Consider the following 21,419-nt stretch of genomic DNA (forward strand, 5'->3'; position numbering starts at 1 on the left):
TATATTTATATAAATATCTATTTGTTAACTGTATAATAGGTCATTACATTTGTTGGTGTAAAGATAATTATGACTCATTTACTATCAACCACTTTTCTGTCTCATCAAACGTAGTGTCAATAAAAGTATAATTAATCATCTTGTGAGTATCTATCTGCCGATAATCCTCAAATAACCTACGGCTGAAACGTAATTCAAATGCTAAACGCATATCATCTGTTGCATCTTCACCTTCGGCTTGTTTTGCCTCTTTGCCAGTTATAGTTCTTATACGGATAATTTCATATATATCACGAACACCTTCACCTTTTATATAAGGAACAAAGTAGTGAAGGTCATGCAATGAAATGGTTGTTGGGAACTTTGGCCCTGTATAATACAATGTGGCATTACCGTCAAGGAAACTTTGTGTATATCCAGGTCGTGAACTATTTCCGACTAAACCAATAAGAATACGATTAGGCACTTGCAATAACGTGCCCTTTTGTGGTATTACTTTCGATATTGTTTCATGTGACTTATTTTGAATTAGCTCTTCTATGAATTGCTCTAAAAGCAATCGGTTGTGTGTGTCTTTGGGACGAAGTGGGAATGCTCCAATATTTACCTCATCTATAGTCTTACGGAACTTAGATACGGCAACATCAGTTGGCTCACCATCACCTGGAAACAGGATATAACCGCCTATTACTTCTTTTTTCAAAGCATCCGATTGACAATCTTTATAATAAATGGCATCACGGTATCTATGCATCTGGTTGATTGCATCTTCGGGAGGAACATCTACTCCATTTCTATCCTTTCCATCAATACGGTATTTTGCATCAAACAAGTAAGTCATTTTCATTCCTTCTTGCAAATCGTTTTTGGTAAGCTGCAACACAATATCCGGTCTTTGGGGCACAGTTGGTACTACCAAATCAGTTATACCGACAGAGTTATTTTCACGTTCTGAACTCTTTGGATTATAGATTAGTTCCGCCAGTTCCACATTATCTTTCTTAAAAAGAATACGCGAATGTTCACCTTTGCCTAAATCCCATGTAAACAGACCATTCATTTCCATACGGTTTCTATGGTCTATATCTTCATCAGATAAGTGCAGTTTTTCTTTTACTATATGGCTTACTTCTATGAAACACCAGATTTCATAAAGCGTTGCAATGTCTTTGGTCTGCAAGCGATATATGCCATCATTCAGTGAATAGGAGCGTTGGAGTAGGCTCCATGTACGATATACCTGACTATATCCGGTAGCCTTTTGTAAGGCCAAGCTTTCTTGATTCATACCTTTGTAATTTCCTATAGTGCGGAAAAAGGGATTTCGTTGTAGATGTTTCAGTATCGTTAACGTGGCTTGCATATCATCCTTCATTACATCAGAGGCATTCTTCACTGCTTCTATACGCTTCTTCAAGACCTCATATTTGTCAGTAATTTGGCCAAGAGCAAATTTCAAGAACCTGTTTTCCTGCGTATCGTTTGTCCAAACATGTTCCTCTACACGGTATAAATGAGCACAGCCATTTCTGTGTTCTGCCAATTCGTTTTCTATGTAAGAGGGGATAAATGTCAGCTTGTCAGCACGTTTATAGGCATCCTTTCCATGTAATCGATGTCGTGGGCGGTCAATGATATTTTTACAAGCCTTTATGAATTTCTGTTGTTCATTGGCAAATACGCTCCACCAGATTATTTCCGGAGTTTCTCCACTTGCATCGGGCGAAAAGCCATGAAAGGTTCTTCGCATATAATCAAGTGAAAGCATCCTGTACTCCTGTTCAATATCCTCGATAATGGTTTTCCAATGCTCGTGATAGTTGAGTTTTGTGCTTAATACTTCAAAGGAGAAGGCAAACCTACGGGTCTCTGTCCCTATTTGATATATGAGCTGTATTTCACTGCGCCCAATCTCATTGCCATAATTCAAGAAACCGGCTAATATCTGTCTGCGAAAAGTAAATTTCTCATTTTCATTTTGAAGAATGGAACCAAACTGTGCTTTTTTTACATAATCCTTGAATTCAATCCAAATAGGATAATCGACATTATCAAAAAATACGGCAGGGGCCTGTTGGCTATTCTCAATTGTAACTCTTTCTCCGATATGGTCTAGAGTAACAGATACGACTCCCTCCGACCAAGAGTAAGTAGAGTGTAAGCCTTCTCCTCCCACATAACTCTTAGCCTTGCGCCAAATGTCATCGAACTTTGTACATTCGACAATCATTTCAAAATCCTGATGTCTTATGGTAAGCAGTTCCATTGTCTCTTGCAGAAGTCTGATAGTTTTAACTCCAAAAACTTGTATAACCGGATGACAGCCGTCCTTGCATTTCTTTCAGTTTGGCTATGGAGACAGATTCTATTTTCTTATCTTCTCCAGTCAATGCCAACAACTGCGTTTCGATAGTGGCAATCAACTTTTCAAGAAGTGAATGCTTGACTTTTGTATCGTCTCCTTCAATACGCGACAATATTTTCATGCTTGTTATTTCATCCAATGCTATCGCTATAACTTCATCCTCACTGAAATCATTTCCGTTTTCATCCGTGTTGTATGGCAAGTTGTTTACCACATAAAGTAAGAATTCGTTTCGTGCGCGATAGGCGATTTTGAACGGTGTGCCATCAAGGACATTATTCACAGCTTGCAAATAGGTTAGTGCCTTGTTACAAACCTCCTCATTATCGGCATAAATATCCACACCTTCTACGGCTGTACCGATAAGCATATCACTGTTTAATTTGCCAATACGCTCATATTTACTGTCTAATCCGGCATACAAATCTACTTCATTCATTTCTATGGTCATTGCGCGATCGAGTACCTTTCGGGAAAAAGAGAAGGTTGTTTCATCCATATTAACTGTGCCGATAACTATGAAGTTTTGAGGTATGCAAATGCCTTCTTCATTGAATCTCATTCTAATGTCTTCAACTGTGGTCAAGGATGCGGTTAAATTGAAATACCATTCTTCATCTACCTTCTCAAGTATTGGATCTGTTGTTACGTTTCCGCCTTCATGGCTCTTGCGAGATTCGATTACGCTCAGATATTCTGCAAAATATTGTTCTACAGGGGCAAGATTCATTTCGTCTAAACAGAGGAAATAAGGTATGTCTGGATTTTCCCAAGCTCGTACAATAAACTTTAAGAAATGGCCTACCACATACGTTGGTTTCCCACTAACACGACTGATATACCCCATTAATTCAGTGGAATCATGCCAATTGGGTTTCACCTGAATCATTTCAAAATTTTTAGGTTTATGAGCATTATACTCTGTGGAGCCTTCATCCCAACAAGCACGAGCTAGTTCACGAACAATACGGCTCTTGCCTGTACCGGAAATACCGGCTAGTAACAGGAAAGGTTTGGACTTGATAGCGGTGATATAGGGACGGTAGTTAGAACTTTTTTTGTAGTTAATACAATCTATGCTGTTATTAGACTTTACGGTATTGCCATAAAGAGACAGGTAGTCTGATTGTAAGATAAGAACATAGTCTGTAATCTCCAGTCCAGCATATAACGTTTGAACAAAAGGGCCACGGCTTATTTCGCCAGGAGAAGCTACAACGCTTCCTTTTTTTGCATCAATATTTTCCTTAGACACATCGACACCGATAGCTTTCAGTTCTGATTTGAGTACAGACTCAGAATACAAGGAATCCGTAAACACAGTTTCTTTGGTACGAGTGTTGAAACTACTTGAAATGATGTTCAATGGAATATTGAATTCTTTTGCAAACCTTTGGAGAATATCTTCCTTGGTCACATTGTCTTCAAAAGAATTTCTTCTGTATGCCCAAATTGCTACATCATAGATATTAGGGAGGTGCTTTCCTTGGTCGTTAAAATATTTATCCCATTTGTTCGAGAATACAACATGCAATGTACGTCCACTCTTATATTTCTTTTTTGTTTGACTTAAATTGAATATATCTTCAAGGAAGTTTGATACTTCGTCAAGATCAACCTCATAAGGTACTGAAGGGCAAACTCTATTCTTGCATCCTTTTAGCAAAGCCAAATAGCCCCATGACTTATTGGTCATGCAATCTTGAAAGCCTTTGTAGGCCTCAACGACAGACTTTACATTTATGTATTTCATTTTTCAAGAGTTTTTTCGTAAGTTTTAATCATATTGTTCATTATCTTTACGATAATTGGCACACTGACAGAGTTTCCTAACTGTTTATATGCTTGGGCATCGGACACAGGGAATACAAAGTCGTCTGGGAAGCCTTGAAGTCTTTTAGATTCAAGTACAGACAGCTTTCTGCGAATATCCCAAAGTTTTGGAGTCCTATTAGCTATAATTGTAGAAGCATATGTGTCAAGACAAGAATAGAATGCCTCTTGAATCTGCGTTTTAGCTGGATCCCCAACATGAAATCGTAAAGAGCCGTCTGTCTTTTGAAAAGAAAAAACACCATATTTTCCTTTTTTTGTATTTGGCTTATATTTCGAGTTGTCATGTTGGATTCTATCGCCAGGTTTGGCGTTTGCAAAATGATAATCTATTCTGTCTAATTCAAATTTAGAAATAGCCAAAGATGGGTTCCTGTCATTCATTTCTATGATGTCACGTAATACAGGATGTCCTTTTATGGGCTTAGGCCATTCAAAATCGACATCGGTTCTAAAGGCTACACAATACCATCTTTCCCGTTTCTGAGGAAGACCATAATCTAAGGAAGATAAAATAGTCCAATGTGGGTAGTAACCAAGTTTTTTTAGAGTGTCCAGAACGGTCTGAAGCGTTTTCCCTTTATCGTGGGATTTCAAACCTTTTACATTCTCAAGAAATACCATTGGAGGTTTATGGTATTCTAGAATTCGACATACGTCAAAAAAAAGTGTACCTCTTACTTCATCATTAAAACCTTGTTTTTCTCCTGCATAACTAAATGGTTGACATGGAAACCCAGCTGTTAAGATGTCAAATTTTGGAATGTCTTTTTCATCAACAGCCTTTATATCTCCCGTCGGCACTTCATGGAAATTCGCCTCATAGGTTTGTTGTGCAAACTTATCATTATCAGATGAGAATACACACTCCACCTGACTGCTGTTCATGGCAAGTCGAAAACCGCCTATACCACAAAACAAATCTATTCCCTTATATTTTTTCTTCATTGATGTCTGTCCTCTTTCACTTAGTATTTTTAATTGACCATAATAAATCCTTGATGTCCACTTCAAGGACTTTTGCGATTTCAACTAATGTCTCCAAATTAGGTTGCATGGTGTTTGTGCACCATTTTGAAACAGTTCCTGGATCTTTTCCTAGCTGTTCAGCCAACCATTTGTTAGTGCGTTTTTTTTCTGCCAAAACCACCTTTAGCCGATTTATATCTTTACTCATATAACTTATATTGTAGATATTTGGATGCAAAGTTAATCATTCTTTTTGAGTTTTCGTCTTATAATAGGATTTATGGGATGAAAATATGTTGGAAAACAACTCTATATTGACATATATTTCAATTATATAAGTGTTTGTTGGCTGTGGTTTTCTCTAAAAAGAGTATTCGATATAGTTACATATACTTTATTTCGTGTAATTCTGTAGATTGGCTAAAGATATTTTTCCTGAGGTGTCATATTTTGCAAGAAAAATAGTATCTTTACAAGTGTAAAAGGTGGTTTGTGACATTAATTTGTTGCCGAATATGAATAATGCTAACATAGAGTATGAAAAATTTGCCCAAGAGGTTTATCAAGAATTAGTAAACGCTGATGTTGTAAAAAGTACTGAAGTCAGGCATGATATAAAGATTCTTGGTAAATCAGGGCAGAAACATCAAATAGATGTGTATTGGGAGTATGAAATAGCAGGAGTATTACACAAAGTTGCTATTGAGTGCAAAAATTATAATAAGCCTGTTCCCGTCAGCAAGGTTCGTGATTTTTATGGTGTTTTATCGGATTTAAATAATGTATCTGGAATTATGGTTACAAAGATTGGTTATCAGGAAGGGGCTAAAAAAATTGGCAACCATTATGGTATAAGCCTAAAAGAATTAAGAACACCTAATCAAGGAGAGGCCATTATTGCAGAAGTAAAAACTTGTATAAACGTATCAATCAGACATTGTCTTTTTGAGGTAGATGAAATTTGGGCGAAAGAAAACGGTTTAAATCTTCAATCATATAAGCAACAATTGGATTATCTAAACTTTCCTCCAAAAGAAAAATGGGTTCATTCCATTTATATTCCTTTACAAGTTAAAGGTGGGAAAATCTGTAATGCAAAAGGAGAAATTATAGACACATTGGATAATTTGGAAAATCAGTTGCAGCCTAATAAAGACCGTATTTTTTCTTTGGAAGATTCTTATGTAGATACCCCTTGGGGCTTAGTAAAGATTAGAGCTATAAAATATGAGTGTGAACAAAATAACAAAACCATAAATATGTCTATTGATGCTCAAGAGTTTATCAAGGCAATTTTAAAGGATGCCTTGAATGGGGAAATTAAATTAATTGCCAAACGCTAGTGTTACAGTTTTAACGTGACACTAGTGCTGTTGTTCCTTTTCTCTTCTCTCCCTAACCTTCTCTAATCCCGGCATCTTTTTAGCCAATGCACTTTCTCCGGCAGGAAAATAGAGAGGAAAAACTTTATATAAGAAACCCACAACTTCACTACGACTTTTATCCATATTGTAAAAAGCAGAGCAGACAAAGTACATTAATTCTTGCTGACTACATGTTTCTTTGGGCTGTATACTTATTGAGGGAGCAACTATCAAGTCATGTTCAGCAAATGATAGAGCACTAGCAAGAATAACTTCCTGTTCTTCTTCGGTAAACATCTTTATTTTCCCAGCTAACCATTCAAGCTCTTTTTGCTGAAGTGCTTGTTGCTTTTCATTCTGATGCTCCAATAGGATTGCTACATTTTCTTGTTGCTTTTCTGTCAAGGCATTTTCTAAGGCTTGGTTCTTTCGTTTAAGAACATTGAATTTCAGCAAAGCTGCAATGTACATACAGAAATACCCTACTGCAATTTCGAATATCAGAACAAGCAGGTAATTGTTGTTTGAATTTTTGGTGTCCTCAGCCATATACTCACTAATAGGAATAACGGCTAATAACATGATGATGGCTATTGCATAAAGTACCCTGTATCGCGTCTTGTGGTTTACCTGCGGTAAGGAAGCAAACAGAAAGGCGATAATCAAAGCGGCAATTATTGCACCGAGTGGTATGAAAGGTGTTCCCATAGGTTTATTGCTCAGTTTGAGGGTTAACAATAATGCGCCAATAGCCGGATTTATCAGAACCTTCGTGTGTAAGAATACCTCTTTCACGGAGATTTTTAATCTGTTTCTTGACACCATCCAAAGAGATACCCAATTCCTCTGCCATTTTCTCACGAGTTATCATCGGGTTAGATATAACCATATCTATAATACGTTGAGCCGTTCTGCCAACAGGTTTGTTGATGTTGCGATTTACAGGGTACTTTTCGAGGGTACTATTTCCGTTTACAGGGTACTTTTTCTCCGAACCTTCTTCATTTACAGGGTACTTTTCGAGGGTACTATTTACCCTATTGGCTACTTCTTCCACAGGTATTCTTCCGCTTTCGTTCCAGTTCAGATTATAGAACGTGGTGTAGAAAGAAGTCGCTTCCGTTTGATATTGCGGTTCTTTTCCTTGCAAGAAATTAGGTAATTTCTCTGTAAGCTCCCGCATTTTCCTTAAACCCGAACCACGTTTCTCCATATAGTCCAACTGCGTGAACACATCCGCAATGACGGGGTTACGGCGCATGGACGGCACTTTGTATATGTCTCGGTCTTGAATCTGTGTACCGTCGAGCATGGCACCGGGTGATACCAGTTCTACGCGGTCATCATAAATGTCAATATGCACTTCACCGCCCATCACGGTGTAATCCCGATGGATAAGGTGGTTGACCAATCCTTCAAAGATGGCACGGTCGGAATAGTCGGGAAGATTAAGGCGATAGTTAGGCATCTTTACCCAACCACTCATGGTATAATTTTTAATGAAGTCCATACCATACTTTAACAACAATACGAGGTTTTCCCTATGCTCTATGGAACTGATGGCATCATCTTTATAGAGTCCTGTCCAACGAGTACAGAAAATACGTGATTGGAATACGGTACAATTATCTACAAACAGCAATCCTGCATTGGTCAGTTTGCCATCAGGAGTTACCAGTCCGAATGATTCCAGATACTTGTCATTCCATTCCTGATGGGTTTGCTCACGGAAAGTATTGGCAAGGATGATGAAAGAATGTTTGCTGGCATCCACTTGGGTAGGCAGTGAATCCCAAGTCATGTGCGTACCTTTCAATACCAACGAAAGTAATTGTTGGGAGTTGCATTCTACACTTTCATTGCCAACTCGTACATATGCGGTACGTGTCCCATCCTGATAATAGTAATAGGGTGTAAGCGTTCCTGACTTTACTTTCACTTCAAGCAGGGTATGCCCTTCATGTTCTATCGGAATAAGTTGAACTTCCGGCACAGGGTCAAGTCTTGCCTTTATCATTTCACTGATAAAATCAGCATCGGCTTGTGGATTCTCCAAACCTACAATCACTCCGTCATCGTTCACTCCATAGAACAAGCTGCCACCGTCCGTGTTGGCAAAAGCCGATACGGATTTAAGCCACGACTTCACTTTCTTACGCTCCAACATTTCCTTGAAATCGTAAGCCGAGCATTCCGCTATCAATGTATTGTTATGTATCTGCATAGTTTCTTTATTGTTGTTTGGGTATAACATCCCAATATCATACACAAAGGTAAGGATAAAACCGAAGAATCTGTTAAAAACATCGTTTTCTTTTGATTTTTATGCGTTTACATCTCGTTATTTATGAATAAAAATCGTACTTTTGTGAGCAAGAGCGTGTGTTGCTTATGAATGCTTATTTTCGGGTTTGCGTTATATTTGCAACACGTGTACGCAAGTCGCTGATAGATATATCACGTTGATTTTGAGGAAGTGAAGTAAGTTGCAATAGGTGATTTTATAGAAAAAAGAGGCGTGTAATCCATTAAGTTGCACGCCTCTTGTGTTTTTGAATTTCAAGTCAATCTTATATACTTATTTTTCAGTTTGAGGATTAATGACAATGCGCCAATAGCCACCAAAGTCCGCACCTTCACGAGATAAGATACCCATAGACCGCAATTTTGCAATTTGTTTTTCTACGGCACGAGAACTTATACCAATCTTGTAAGCCATAGTTTCGGCTGACATAGGAGGATCGGAAATGACGAAATCGATAATCTTCTGTGCTGTCTTTCCTATGTTTTTAGGGGCATCTGTGCTCTCTCCGAACCTTGTCTCCGAACTTTTGTCGTTTACACCGAACATTTTCGCATTTACACCGAACTTTTCGACCGAACTTTCTTCGTTTGCAGGATACTTTTTGAGGGGACTGTTTACCCTTTCGGCCACTTCTTCTACGGGTATTCTTTCGTTCTTTCCCCAATTCAGATTATAGAATGTAGTGAAGAAAGAAGATGCTTCCGTATTGGCAAAAGCCGACACGGATTTAAGCCATGACTTCACTTTCTTACGTTCCAACATTTCCTTGAAATCATAAGCTGAACATTCCGTTATCAATGTATTGTTGCGTATCTGCATCGTTTTCTTTTTGTTGTTCGGGATAACTCTCTAATATAGTTTACAAAAGTAAGGATAAAACCGAGGAATTGGTTAACCCCCCTCGTTCCCTTTTGATTTTCATGCATTTACATTACGTAGTTTATAACAGTTATTTTATCTTTTCTTTATAACACTATTCACTACCCGTATAGAGGAAACCAGTTTATTGGTGGAAGTAAATACGTCCACATTCCACACATGGGATGAACGCCCTTTATGAACGATGGTTGCCACTGCCCTTACGGTATCTCCTTCGTGTGCAGAAGAAATATGATTTCCGCTGACTTGCATTCCCACGACAATCTCATCAGGTTCGCAGATAATCATGGAGCCGAGCCCGGCAACGGTTTCTGCCAAGGCAAGGGTGGCACCGCCATGCAGAATGCCGAAGGGTTGGCGGGTACGGTAGTCGACCGGCATGGTTGCTTCTACGCGCTCATCCGAAGCGTATGTGTATTGAATGCCCAAGTTTCCCATCAATGCGTGTCGTGCCCGTTCGTTCAGTAAATCAAGAGGCACCTCTGCTGCACGCACTTCTGCCAATATTAGTTTTTCTACGGCCAGGGCCACTCCATCTTCTTCATTCGATGCGGTCACATAGTCTGCACAGACCTTTACAGAATCTTGTGAATGTCCCATAGCTACCCCCATGCCGGCCAATTGGAGCATGGTCACATCGCATACGCCATCTCCAACGGCAATGACTTCTTCCCGTGTTACTCCCAAATGCTCTAATAGGGCGCCTAGCGTATTCGCTTTATTGACTCCGCAGGGCACCACCTCTAAAAAGTAAGGCTCGGAACGGAAAGCGTCCAGAGTACCTGCCAGGCGTTTTTCCCAATGTTGTTCCAGCTCTATCAGAGCTTCTTCCTTGTCACTCACCAGCATGCACTTGCAAGGTGCGAAGTCTATGGCAGTAGAGAATTCATCTTCCTTGATTATCTTCAAATTGTTTAGTAGGGCTTCATTCTTTATATATTCATTGTCCGGGCTATCCGTAATGAGGGTATCATTGTGGTAGGTGAAGATGGCAAAGCCGTTCTTGCGGGCTTTCTTTTCCAGATAAGGCAGCATTTCCGGATTGATGCGTCGTTCAAACAATATTTCTCCGTTCTGTGCTTTTATTATCTGGCAACCGTTATAGGAGAGAACAAACCCTCCATAATTGCCGAGTTCGAGGGTTTTGGCTAGTGGCATCAGTCCATAAGTCGGCCTACCGGATGCCAAAACTATGCGCACTCCCATTTGCTGGACCTTTAGCAGAGCAGCTAATGTCCTTTTACTAATTTCTCTTTCATCATTGAGTAGCGTTCCATCTACATCAAGAACCAATAACTTATATTTCATGGCAACTCAATTTTGGGGTCATTATGTTACAAAGTTAAAAAAATGACTGTTAAAACGGTAATATTCGTTTTATTGTTTACTGAAACTTCTTTTATTTATCCTATCTTTGTCCACGTTTTGTTCCGCGTTCTCTATCCGGAGAAGCGGATGAAAAGGGAATCGGGTGAAAGTCCCGAACAGTCCCGCTGCTGTGAGTTCCATGCTCGGTGTATCATACTTGTGCCACTGTTCTTCGGAAAGAACGGGAAGGCGATGTACCGGGAACGAGTCAGAAGACCTGCAAAACAAAGTCGAAAAATTGTCCATTCGAGGAAAGTGGGCAGTGCGCAAATGGTTTAAGATAATCTTCATTTATTCTATGTCAGGAAGGACTAAGGTATTACTGGTCTGTGCTGTTTCATTGGGTGCAAGTATACTCCGGCTCTCTGCCCAGGAGGTGGGGGGAGATACGATTACGGGGAAAGTGCATCAGATAGAGAAAGTGACAGTGACAGCACGCAGGTCGCCCAATAAAGTGACTTCTGCCGTACCCATACAGACAATGTCACGGCAGGATATCAGCCAGCTGGGAATACAGAATATGGCAGATGCTGTACGCCGTTTTGCCGGAGCCAATGTAAAGGACTATGGAGGCATTGGAGGACTGAAAACGGTTTCCATACGCAATATGGGAGCAGCCCATACAGCTGTCAGTTATGACGGGGTGGCGGTGAGCAATTGTCAGGCAGGGCAGATAGATATCGGGCGTTTTTCGCTGGACAATGTTTCCATGCTTTCGCTCGCCATCGGGCAGTCGGAGGACTTGTTGCAGTCCGCCCGCTTGTATGCGTCGGCCGGTGTGCTGGGCATAGAGACGGAAAAACCTCATTTTGATGACGGGCGCAATGCCGCTTTTCAGGCACGGGTGCGCGGAGGGTCGTTCGGCATGGTCAGCCCCTCGCTGCGCTGGTGGCAGAAACTGGGCTGCCGTACACGCGTGGCGGTAGATGCCGGTTATATGAGGGCAGACGGTAATTACCCTTTCACGCTGGTCAATGGGAAATACGTGACGGAAGAGAAACGTAACAACTCCGGCATCTATTCCTGGCAGGGCGAAGCTACCTTTTATCATACTTTCAAGGATGACAGCGAACTGGATGTGAAGGGTTATTACTTCTATTCCCGCCGGGGACTTCCAGGGGCGGTTACGCTCTATAATCCCCTTTCCGATGAAACGCTTTGGGATGAGAATACTTTTGTGCAGGCACGTTATAGGAAGCATTTTTCGCCCCGGTGGAGTTTGCAGGCACAGGCAAAGTATAATCATGGCTGGAACCAATATAAGGATGAGGGCAAGGAATATGCCGACGGATATTATCGGGAAAATCACCGGCAAGACGAATATTATATTTCCGCGACCGTTCTCTACCGTCCTTTGGAAGCTTTGACCCTTTCGTTGGCGCAGGATGGGGTGATAAACAAGTTGCGCAACAGTTTGCCGGAATGTCCTTTCCCTACAAGATATACTTCCATCAGTGCCTTCAATGCACGCTACCGGCAAGGATGGCTCACGGCCACGGCTTCGCTGGTGCATACTGCCACTTCGGAGCATGCCGAGAAAGGTACGGTCCCCGATGACTTCCATCGCTTTGCCCCCTCTTTATCAGTCAGTATGCAGCCTTGGCAGGACGAGTCGCTGTATTTCCGGTTGATGTATAAGAGTACGTTCCGTCTGCCCACTTTCAACGACCTCTATTACTACCGGCTGGGCAACCGTAATCTGCGACCCGAGAAGGCAGACGAATATAATGTCGGTATCACATGGAGCAAATCCGGATTGTCTGTGTTCGACTATATCTCCGTTACGCTCGACGGTTACTATAATGATGTGACGGATAAGATTGTGGCTTTTCCCACCACCTATGCGTGGAAGATGGCGAACTACGGCAAGGTGCATGCCGCAGGTGTGGATGCCACTTTGGCGGCAACCGTTCCATTGACGGAGAAAATAAGACTGATTATGTCGGGCGGATATACATGGCAAAAGGCCATTGACCTGACCGATTCCGACGCGAAGAACTATAAGGACCAATTGCCTTATACTCCTCTTCATAGCGGAAACGCGTCCGCCATTGTAGAAACGCCGTGGGTGAATGTGGGCTACTCGGCGGTAGGAGTGGGAAAGCGTTACTATTTGTCGCAGAACATTCCGGAGAATGAGATTGAGGGCTATCTGGAGCATACGATGAGCCTCTCTCATGAGTTTGCTTTGGGCGGTTGCCGGCTTCTGTTGCAGGCCGAGATTATAAATCTGACCGATGAACAGTATGACGTGATAAAATATTATCCTATGCCGGGTCGTTCGTGGCGGTTGACGGGTACTTTCAAGTTTTGAATAATCTATTTATGAACAACAAAAACTAATTATAAACAATAACAACTGTGATTATGAAAGTAAGAAGTTTATTATTCGGTATGCTCTGCATGCTTGCTTTGGGTGCCTCTTTGGCATCTTGTAGTGACGACGATGACGATTCTCTGGATGACGGCGGGTCGAAGGTGACACTGCCGCAGACGCGTGTTTATATTCTGAATGAGGGTGGTTGGGGAGCTAATAACGCAAGACTTGCCTTTTATGCACCCAATAAGGATGCGGATTTCATCAGTGATATTTACCAGACTCAAAACAACGCCAAGTTGGGTGACCTTGGTCAGAGTATGATTGAGTATGAAGATGAAATATATATAGCTGTAAGTGGTTCCAATTATCTGACTAAGCTGAATGCTGCGGGTGTGGAGTTGAAACGTGTTTCGTTTGTAGACGACAACGACCTCAGTGCAGGCATTCGTTATATCGATGCTGAGGATGGATATATCTATGCTTCCTTCTACGGAGGAGCTGTAGCTAAAATCAATGCGAAAACGTTGGAGGTAGTGGATAAATTGACCGGACTTGGCGACAATCTGGAAGGTGTGGCAATCTGCGAGGATATGCTTTATGTGGCGAATAGCTGTACTGCTGATTGGAGCACTTATCACAATGACGTAAAGGTGATAGATTTGCGTACTTTCAAGTTGAAAGAGACGTTGACGGTAGGTTTGAACCCCAATGCTTTGGTTGAAGAGGATGATAAGGTTTTTTTGATTTCATGGGGTAATTATGTTGATATTGGCTATTCATTACAGATGATAGACCCTGCTGCCAACAATAAGGTGACGGAATTAGGCAGTGCCACCCGTATGTGTGCTACTGATGATATTCTCTATTTGACTTATTCAAATTACACCAATCCTACCGCTTCTTTTTTTACTTATAATATAAAGACTGGAAAGATGGATGAAGCTTCTTTCTTGAAGGATATACCGGAAAAGTTGAAAACTTCTACGATTTATATGTTGGAAGTAAATGATAATAACGGTGATTTCTATATTGGTACTTCTGAATATACCACGAACGGCACCATTTATCGTTTCAAGAAAGACGGTACCTTTATAGAGCAGTTCGATGCAGGAGGTATGAATCCTAATTCTGCTATCTTCTTCAATTAATATCAATGAAAAGAAATAGTTTACTTATCTGTCTGTTCGCAGTCCTGTTTCTTTCCTCCTGCGGAGGAAGGGGCAAGACTGCCTCTGCTTTGGCCAACGGTGACACCATTCCCTTACGTTATGCAGAGAATCTTACCTTAGTGTCCTATCCCGGCTATACCCTTGCCACCTTGCGCAATCCTTGGGATACGTTGCACACGCTACATACCTATATACTGGTCCCGAAAGACCGCGAACTCCCGGCACATCTTCCGGCAGGTACTGTGGTACGTACCCCGCTCTCCAAATCAGTCATCTACTCTTCCGTCCACTGCGGACTGATGGATAATCTGGGTGTGTTTGGTAGCATCGGCGGTGTCTGCGACTTGAAGTACATCAAACTGCCCACCGTTCACGAAGCCTGCCGCCGGGGCACCATCGCCGATTGTGGCGACGGTATGAATCCCGATATGGAGCGCATCATCGACCTGCATCCCGATGCCATCCTTCTGTCTCCGTTCGAGAACAGTGGCGGTTATGGCCGTATCGAGAAACTGGATATTCCCATCATCGAATGTGCCGACTACATGGAAACCTCCGCTTTGGGACGTGCCGAGTGGATGCGTTTCTACGGACTGCTCTTCGGGGTTGCGCCACAAGCCGACAACCTTTTTGCTGAAGTGGACAGTTGTTACCAACGCCTCAAGATGCGTGCGCAACTTTCATCCACCTCGTTCTCCGTTGTCAGTGAGTTGAAAAGCGGCTCGGCATGGTACGTGCCGGGAGGGCGTAGCACCATAGGAAGGCTTTTTCAGGATGCTTGCGGGCGTTACGCTTTTGCCGACGATACCCACAGCGGCTCTGTTCCTCTGGCTTTCGAGACCGTTTTCGACAAGGCGGGCGATGCCGACGTCTGGCTGGTGAAGTACAACCGTGACCGCGACATGAGCTATGCTGATTTGGAGGCGGATTATATCGGCTACACCGGTTTCAAGGCTTTCAAGACCCGGAATGTCTATGGTTGTAATACGGCGAAAGTTCCTTTCTACGAGGAGGCTCCGTTCCGTCCCGATTATTTGTTATCCGACCTGATACAGATTCTGCATCCCGAAATAGGAGATTTGGGAGGCTTGCGCTATTTTTGCAGACTGAAGGAGTGATGAACACAGAGATACGGAACTTTTGTGAAAGTAATAGAAAACTCTGTGCCTCCGTGTCTCTGTGTGCTAAATAATGTAACTATGAGTAAAGGCTGGAAATATGGTATCGGGTTGGGAGTAGTAATCTTATTGCTTTTTGCGGGCAATCTGCTGGTAGGGTCGGTTTCGATTCCGCCTGCCGATGTTTTCCGTATCCTGCTCGGTGGAGAGGGGGAGAAGGCAAGCTGGAGCTTCATCCTTTGGGAATCCCGTTTGCCCCAAGCGCTGACGGCGCTGCTTTGCGGTGGCGCATTGGCTGTCTGCGGACTGATGTTGCAGACGGCTTTCAAGAATCCGCTGGCAGGACCATCCATTCTGGGCATCAACGCCGGGGCAAGTCTGGGAGTGGCCTTCGTCATGCTGCTGTTTGGCGGTAGCATCACGGCAGGGGCGTTCAGTCTGTCCGGCTTCTTCTCCGTACTGCTTGGCGCATTTATCGGAGCCATGCTGATTATGGCACTTATCCTTTTCTTTTCCACGCTGATAAAGAGCAATATCATGCTGCTGATAACGGGTATCATGATAGGCTACATCGCTTCTTCGGCCATTGCCCTGCTGAACTTCTTTGCTACGGCAGAGGGGGTGCAGTCCTATATGATATGGGGGCTGGGCAACTTCGGTGGAGTTTCCCTACAGCAGATGCCGGCCTTTGCGCTGGTCACCATTGTGGGACTGTTCGGCTCATTATTGTTGATAAAGCCCCTGAACGCCTTGTTGCTGGGAGAGCGCTATGCCGAAAATCTAGGTGTCAATATCCGCCGTGTGCGCAACTGGCTTTTGATTATCACCGGGCTCTTGACGGCTGTCACCACCGCTTTCTGTGGTCCGGTCGCCTTTATTGGCCTGGCCGTGCCGCATGTGGCCCGCATGATATTGGGGACAACCAATCACAATTCCCTATTGCCGGTCACCATCCTGAGTGGCGGTGCAGTGGCACTGCTTTGCAATCTGATTTGCGTCTTGCCCGGCGAAGCGGGTATTATTCCCTTGAATGCCGTCACGCCCATTATCGGTGCGCCGGTCATCATCTACGTTATTCTGAGCCAGCGGAAGCCCCAACAATTCAACTAAGCTATTGCCGACAGCTTGACAAGTTTTTGCCTTACTATTGGCAAGACTTTGCCACCGCGTTGGCAAACTTTTGCCATAGGCATGGCAACGTTTTGCCAAACCTATGGCAATGTCTTGGCAAAATTTCTCTCTGATTATCAACGTGCTACTTTTTTTGTATTTTTCTCTCCATTCTATAGGGTTTTATCTTCCTCACCGCTCTTATTAATAGAAACCCCTTAAAAACATGCCTTATGAAAAACTTTGTAGGATTTACACTTGGGTGTTTGTTTGCATTCTTATCTTCGGGTATCACCCCGTTGATGGCGCAGGACGCGGCAGTGAACGAGCTCGTCATCACCGGTACGGTCAAGAACAAGGACAGCAGGAAGAAACTCGAAAACGTGAACGTCTCTGTTGTCGGCAACAATATCGGAACGGTGACCAATGCCGACGGCACATTCTCCTTGAAAGTAGCGGAAGCGGAAGCTTTCCGTGGACTGGAAGTCTCCCATATCGGCTATCTCACTACACACCTCTCTCTGGAAGAACTTGAAAAAACGGGCGGGCTGACCATCTGGATGATACCGGCTCCCAATCTTTTGAGCGAGATTGTGGTCTATGGCAATAATCCCCGCGTCATAGTGGAAGAGGCCATCAAGAAAATTCCAGTAAACTATTCTGGCAATGACAACATGCTGACCGCCTTCTATCGGGAAACCGTGCAGAAGCGCCGCCGCTATATCAGCGTGTCCGAGGCAGTGATGGATGTCTATAAGACGGATTATAACTCCCGCGATGTGGACCGCGACAAGGTGCAGCTGCTGAAAGGCCGCCGCCTGCTGAGCCAAAAGCAGAGTGACACGCTGGCTGTGAAAGTGGTGGGAGGTCCCAATTTGTCCCTTTATCTGGACATTGTGAAGAATGGCGATGCGCTGTTGAGCACGGACAATCTGGACTATTATGAATTCCGTATGGAGGACCCCGTCAATTTGGATAACCGCATGCAGTATGTGGTCAGCTTCCGTCCGCGGGTCAGCCTGATGTATGCCTTGTTCATCGGGAAACTGTATATAGACTACGAACGGCTTTCCTTTACACGTGCCGAGTTTGGTCTGGACATGGCAAACCGGGTGAAGGCAGTGGAGGCCATTCTGCATAAGAAGCCCGTCGGCTTACGGTTCCGCCCGCAGGAAGTCACCTATCTGGTGACCTACAAGCAGCAGGGGGCCAAGACTTACCTGAACTATATACGGAATGTCATCCGCTTTAAATGCGACTGGAAAAAAAGGCTGTTCTCCTCCAGCTACACCGCTTTCTCTGAAATGGTGGTGACCGACAGGACGGAAAGCCCTCTCTCCGGCATCTCCAACAAGAACACCTTCAAACGGAAGCAGGTATTCTACGACCTGGTGGATGAGTACTGGAACGAAGACTTCTGGAGGAACTACAATATCATAGAACCTACGGAATCCCTGGAGAATGCAGTCAGCAAATTGCGGAAACAATCCAATTGATTATCTGATAGTTTTCCTTATATTTGGAGCAACCGAGAAAAAACACCGTGTATGCTGGACGAACTGATGATACTGGCCAGAATAAAGGAGGGCGATATAAAGGCGTTCGAAGGAATCTTCCGCCGGTATTATTCCCCTCTTTGCTGGTATGCTGCGGGCATCACGGGTGATACGGCGTCTGCCGAGGAAATTGTGGAGGAGCTGTTCTACGTGCTGTGGAAGAACCGGGAGCGGTTACAAGTATTCCAGTCCGTGAAAAGCTATCTCTACCGTTCTGTGAGGAATGAAGCCGTGCAGTTTTGTGAGCATCAGGAGGTCAAGGAGCGCTATCGGGCATCTGTCCGTACGGAGTCCGGGCCGGGCTATTCGTCCGACCCCCACGCGCATTTGGAGTACGAGGAACTCCAGACCCTCATCCGGCATACGCTCGACAAGCAGCCCCGGCGCCGGCAGCAGATTTTCAGGATGCACCGCATGGAGGGGAAGAAATATGCAGAGATTGCCTTGTCGCTTTCGTTGTCCGTCAAGACGGTGGAAGCGGAAATGACCAAGGTACTCCGAACCTTACGAAATGAAATTGATAATTATATCCGGACACAATGATGGAAGTAGATAAAAAGAAGACAAGGACCGACGAGGCATGGGTACGGCTTTATGCCCGCTTCGAAACGGACTGCCTGCTGCCGGCAGATGCGGAACATGCTCCGGCAATGCACCGCAGGCTTTACCTCAAGTGGGGGAGCGTTGCGGCAGCCGTGATTGCCGGAATCGTATGTTTTGCCGCATGGTGGGCCGTACCGGAACAAGGTGGGGACAGTCGTAGCTTGCTGACGGAGGAGAACCGGGAGAAGCCCACACTGGTCAAGACCCTTGAAGACGGTTCGGTGGTATATCTGGCGCAGGAAAGCACGCTGAAGTATCCCGAACATTTTGCGGAAGACAAGCGGGAAGTGAACCTGCAGGGTGAAGCCTTCTTCGATGTGGCAAAGAAACCCGAGCAGGCTTTTACGATTGAGACGGCGAGGGTGCGTGTGGAGGTGCTGGGCACGGCTTTCAATGTCAGGAGCAATGAAGGGGCCCCCTTCAGCTTGTCCGTGAAGCGCGGGAAGGTGAAGGTGCTGCTGAAACAAGAGGAACAGACGGTCTTTGTAGAGGCGGGAGAAACGGTTATCTTGCAGGGGGGCAGTCTGCTCGTCAGCGAGACGGAGAATCCGGAGCTCTTTGACCGTTACACCAGCAACATCCGTTTCAAGGACGAGTGCCTGGAGGATGTGCTGCGTGCCATCAATAAGGAGTCTGCCGGCTGGCAGATAGAAGCCGCGTCGCCAACCCTGGGCAAACGGCGGCTGACGGTCGAATTTTCGAATAACTCCCCGGAGTCTGTGGCCGAGCTGATATGCTGGACGTTCGACTTGAAGTGTACACGTCAGGGCAATAGACTGATATTGTCGGAACAATGAATTCAATGAAATGCTTCATTCTCCATTTTTCACTCTTCATTTTCTTCCTGGCGGGCAGTGCAAGAGCGGACGGAGGCGATGTGCTGGACCGCATCGTCCGGCTGCCCGGAATGAAGGGAACGGTTTATGCGCTGTTGGGGAAAGTCTCGGAGCAGTCCGGCTATCTGTTTATCTATGACAGCAAGGTCATCCATAACGACTCAGTAGTGAGGGTCAGGAAGCAGGAGTGTTCCGTGAGACAGGCCATTCATAGGATAACCGGCAGCCGGAACCTCGAATTGAAGGTATTAGGCAACCATATATTGATAACACGGGCGGCAGAAAGGAAGAGTATGGAAGAAACGGTACCCCTGCCGCCCCGACCGGCATATTCCACCATTGCCGGAATCCTGCTGGACAAGGAGACGGGAGAGCCCGTCGTCAGTGCGTCGGTCATCGCACAAGGAACCTCACTGGGTAACATTACCAACCAGAACGGTGAATTCCGGCTCAACCTGCCCGACTCGTTGAGGCGCTGCATGCTCTCCTTCTCCCATCTGGGTTATGTGGGGCAAACGGTGGAAGCCTCTGCTTTGGAAGGACGCAGCAATGTCCTGAGCCTTGAGCCGAAAGTCATTTCCTTGCAAGAAGTGCTTATCCGCTTGGTGGAGCCTAAAAAGCTGCTTCGCGAGATGATAGAGCACCGGGATAGGAACTGCTCCACTTCTCCGGTCTATCTGACCACCTTCTACCGGGAAGGTGTACAACTGAAGAACAAGTTCCAGAGCCTGACGGAGGCCGTTTTCAAGGTCTACAAATCACCGACGATGGAACCCGGACAGAAAGACCAGGTGAAACTGCTCAAGATGAGCAAGATAGATAACCGGGAGCAGACGGACAGTGTGCTTGCCAAAATCAGCTCCGGGGTGGAGGCATGTCTGCAGTTGGACATCATGAAGAATCTTCCAGACTTCCTCTTGCTGGAATCCGGCGAGGAACTTTATACCTATACTTCGGGCGACATCGTATCGGTGGACGACCGTACTGCCAACGTCGTCTATTTTGAGCAGAAACGTGGGGTAAAGGAGCCTTTGTTCTGCGGAGAACTCTATATAGACTCGGAGAACAGCGCCTTGCTGCGTGCCCGCTTCGAAATTCATCCCCGGTATGTGAAGGCCGCCACACGGCTTTTCGTGATACGCCAGGCTCCGAAAATCAGGCTGACAACGGAGAAACTTGTCTATACCGTCTCATACAAACCCTGGAACGGTACCTATTATGTCCACCACATCCGTGGCGACCTTTACTTCAAGATGAAGAGAAAACGCATGCTCTTCAGTAATCCCACTCTGTATACCTGGTTCGAGATGGTGACCTGCCGGATTGACGGGGAGAACGTGACGCGCTTCCCGCGTGCGGAACGGTTGCCGGTGCATACCGTCTTCTCTGAAACCGACTTCAAGTATGACGCCGATTTCTGGGGCGACTTCAATGTGATTCCGCTGGAAGAGGAGCTTGGAAAGATTATCGAGAAGGTCTCCCTGAAGATAGAGCAGACGGAAGCTCCGTAAACATGGCCCTCAATCGTTTGCGGTGGGTAGGTTGTATATTCTACACTAAAATTATCTCTATTTTGTTTTTTTATTGTAATTTTGTCCCCGGTATTAGTTTAAATTTAAAGATT

The 21,419-nt window shown here is 44.5% G+C and carries 16 protein-coding genes, 1 pseudogene and 1 riboswitch; of the genes and pseudogenes, 9 read left to right on the forward strand and 8 right to left on the reverse strand.

Features of this window, described 5'->3' with window-relative positions:
• Window positions 1-67 precede the first annotated feature (67 nt).
• Genes DW096_RS06475 through DW096_RS06490 form a run of 4 tightly spaced genes read right to left on the reverse strand, consistent with a single transcriptional unit; the run spans window position 68 to window position 5,375 of the window.
• Entirely contained in the window at window positions 68-2,266 is a 2,199-nt protein-coding gene (locus tag DW096_RS06475) for a DUF2357 domain-containing protein (protein ID WP_118930875.1), read from the reverse strand.
• 25 nt (window positions 2,267-2,291) lie between these two features.
• The gene (locus DW096_RS06480; RefSeq protein WP_118930874.1) at window positions 2,292-4,118 is read right to left on the reverse strand and encodes an McrB family protein; all 1,827 of its coding nucleotides are present in this window, start codon (window positions 4,116-4,118) and stop codon (window positions 2,292-2,294) included.
• Window positions 4,115-5,146, reverse strand: a complete 1,032-nt coding sequence (locus DW096_RS06485; RefSeq protein WP_118930873.1) for a DNA cytosine methyltransferase — start codon at window positions 5,144-5,146, stop codon at window positions 4,115-4,117. The genes DW096_RS06480 and DW096_RS06485 overlap by 4 nt, the downstream gene beginning before the upstream one ends.
• A gap of 16 nt (window positions 5,147-5,162) precedes the next feature.
• Window positions 5,163-5,375: a helix-turn-helix transcriptional regulator gene (locus DW096_RS06490; RefSeq protein ID WP_118930872.1), complete on the reverse strand. Its 213-nt coding sequence runs from the start codon at window positions 5,373-5,375 to the stop codon at window positions 5,163-5,165.
• Window positions 5,376-5,682: 307 nt separating this feature from the next.
• Between DW096_RS06490 and DW096_RS06495 the strand changes: the two genes are divergently transcribed.
• A complete protein-coding gene (locus tag DW096_RS06495; protein WP_165853745.1) occupies window positions 5,683-6,510 on the forward strand; it encodes a restriction endonuclease in 828 nt (275 codons plus the stop codon).
• A 21-nt stretch (window positions 6,511-6,531) separates the two neighbouring features.
• On the opposite strand, the gene DW096_RS06500 is transcribed toward DW096_RS06495, so the two are convergent.
• From DW096_RS06500 to DW096_RS06515, 4 genes and pseudogenes are all read right to left on the reverse strand, one after another.
• Window positions 6,532-7,239 (reverse strand): hypothetical protein, encoded by a 708-nt coding sequence (locus DW096_RS06500; protein WP_118930871.1) that lies wholly within the window; start codon window positions 7,237-7,239, stop codon window positions 6,532-6,534.
• Window positions 7,240-7,243: 4 nt separating this feature from the next.
• Window positions 7,244-8,755, reverse strand: a complete 1,512-nt coding sequence (locus DW096_RS06505) for an RNA-binding domain-containing protein (protein ID WP_118930870.1) — start codon at window positions 8,753-8,755, stop codon at window positions 7,244-7,246.
• Window positions 8,756-9,109: 354 nt separating this feature from the next.
• A pseudogene (locus DW096_RS06510) lies at window positions 9,110-9,544 on the reverse strand (HTH domain-containing protein); the annotation flags it as partial.
• 246 nt (window positions 9,545-9,790) lie between these two features.
• The gene (locus tag DW096_RS06515; protein WP_117945627.1) at window positions 9,791-11,023 is read right to left on the reverse strand and encodes a Cof-type HAD-IIB family hydrolase; all 1,233 of its coding nucleotides are present in this window, start codon (window positions 11,021-11,023) and stop codon (window positions 9,791-9,793) included.
• Window positions 11,024-11,123: 100 nt separating this feature from the next.
• Window positions 11,124-11,323, forward strand: a riboswitch (cobalamin riboswitch).
• A 58-nt stretch (window positions 11,324-11,381) separates the two neighbouring features.
• Here DW096_RS06515 and DW096_RS06520 point away from each other — a divergent pair.
• From DW096_RS06520 to DW096_RS06555, 8 genes are all read left to right on the forward strand, one after another.
• Window positions 11,382-13,397 carry a TonB-dependent siderophore receptor gene (locus DW096_RS06520; RefSeq protein WP_034526139.1) on the forward strand — a complete coding sequence of 672 codons (2,016 nt, stop codon included), beginning with the start codon at window positions 11,382-11,384 and terminating at the stop codon, window positions 13,395-13,397.
• A gap of 53 nt (window positions 13,398-13,450) precedes the next feature.
• A complete protein-coding gene (locus tag DW096_RS06525; RefSeq protein ID WP_005831744.1) occupies window positions 13,451-14,551 on the forward strand; it encodes a YncE family protein in 1,101 nt (366 codons plus the stop codon).
• Window positions 14,552-14,556: 5 nt separating this feature from the next.
• Window positions 14,557-15,690: an ABC transporter substrate-binding protein gene (locus tag DW096_RS06530; RefSeq protein ID WP_008665023.1), complete on the forward strand. Its 1,134-nt coding sequence runs from the start codon at window positions 14,557-14,559 to the stop codon at window positions 15,688-15,690.
• Between the two features lie 81 nt (window positions 15,691-15,771).
• Complete coding sequence (locus DW096_RS06535; protein ID WP_008665021.1) at window positions 15,772-16,800, forward strand: iron ABC transporter permease; 1,029 nt, start codon at window positions 15,772-15,774, stop codon at window positions 16,798-16,800.
• 233 nt (window positions 16,801-17,033) lie between these two features.
• Complete coding sequence (locus tag DW096_RS06540; RefSeq protein ID WP_044468135.1) at window positions 17,034-18,296, forward strand: carboxypeptidase-like regulatory domain-containing protein; 1,263 nt, start codon at window positions 17,034-17,036, stop codon at window positions 18,294-18,296.
• Between the two features lie 51 nt (window positions 18,297-18,347).
• Complete coding sequence (locus DW096_RS06545) at window positions 18,348-18,899, forward strand: RNA polymerase sigma-70 factor (protein WP_009038152.1); 552 nt, start codon at window positions 18,348-18,350, stop codon at window positions 18,897-18,899.
• The gene (locus DW096_RS06550) at window positions 18,896-19,756 is read left to right on the forward strand and encodes a FecR family protein (protein ID WP_044468136.1); all 861 of its coding nucleotides are present in this window, start codon (window positions 18,896-18,898) and stop codon (window positions 19,754-19,756) included. Before DW096_RS06545 ends, DW096_RS06550 begins: the two co-directional genes overlap by 4 nt.
• The gene (locus tag DW096_RS06555) at window positions 19,753-21,306 is read left to right on the forward strand and encodes a carboxypeptidase-like regulatory domain-containing protein (RefSeq protein WP_057281695.1); all 1,554 of its coding nucleotides are present in this window, start codon (window positions 19,753-19,755) and stop codon (window positions 21,304-21,306) included. The genes DW096_RS06550 and DW096_RS06555 overlap by 4 nt, the downstream gene beginning before the upstream one ends.
• The last annotated feature ends 113 nt before the right edge of the window (window positions 21,307-21,419 follow it).

The organism is Bacteroides sp. AM07-18, from assembly GCF_003602695.1.
GTDB classification, from domain to species: Bacteria; Bacteroidota; Bacteroidia; order Bacteroidales; family Bacteroidaceae; genus Bacteroides; species Bacteroides uniformis.